1 protein-coding gene is annotated in these 860 nt (G+C 50.0%); it reads left to right on the top strand.

Annotated elements, in window-relative coordinates; all coding sequences use genetic code 11:
- The coding region (locus NZM05_12580) for a PAS domain S-box protein (GenBank protein ID MCS7014450.1) at positions 1 to 860 on the top strand (860 nt) is incomplete at both ends.

An 860-nucleotide genomic window follows, 5' to 3' on the forward strand; every position in this document is an offset into this window, starting at 1 on the left:
ATCACGGCGCAAAAAGAAGCCGAACAAGCCTTGCGCGACAATCTTTCGCTTCTGCAATCGCTTTACAACACTGTGCCAATTGGCATTTGTCTCACTGATGAACAAGGCAATTTCGTGGAAGTCAATCCCGCTTATTGCAAGACTTACGGCTACGCACGCGAGGAACTCATTGGCAAGCACTTTACGCTCGTGATTCCCAGCGAAGATAAACTGCGTGCGGCAGGCGTGCATTCGGCATTTATTGCGGGTGGAAAGAATCCAACAGGTGAATGGCTCTTGCAGCGCAAAGATGGCGCGTTGCGCAACATTTACGTTACCGCTGAACTGCTTACGCTCGAGAACGGCAAACGCTACAAGGTTACGGCAGTGGAAGACATCACCGAGCGCAAAGCCAAAGAAAAAGCGCTGCGCGACTCCGCCTCGCTTCTTGCCACTGTCAACGACAGTTTGCCGAATGTTGCACTTTATCAGTATGTCATCACTCCGTCAGGCGCTCAGCGTTTTACCTACGTGAGCAAAGGTGTTGAGGTTATTTCCGGTGTTACGGTTGAGGAACTGCTTCAAAGTCCTGAGGCTCTAATGCAGTTGATCTTGCCTGAGTCCCTTTCGCAACTTCGCCAGAAAAGTGAAGCGTCGCTTCACACCATGGAAGCATTTGAAGTGGAAGTCCAAACGCGTCATCGAAAAACAGGGGACACGCACTGGGTGCTTCTGCGCGCTAAACCAAGCCGCTTGGAAAATGGCGATATAGTTTGGAACGGTGTTGTAATCGACATCACCAAGGAAAAGGAAGCTGAAGCGGCTCTGCAAGAAGCTTATGGCTTTTTGCAAAGCATCTTTTATGGTCTGGACTTTGACAT

Source organism: Chloroherpetonaceae bacterium (assembly GCA_025056565.1).
Taxonomy (GTDB): Bacteria; Bacteroidota; Chlorobiia; order Chlorobiales; family Thermochlorobacteraceae; genus Thermochlorobacter.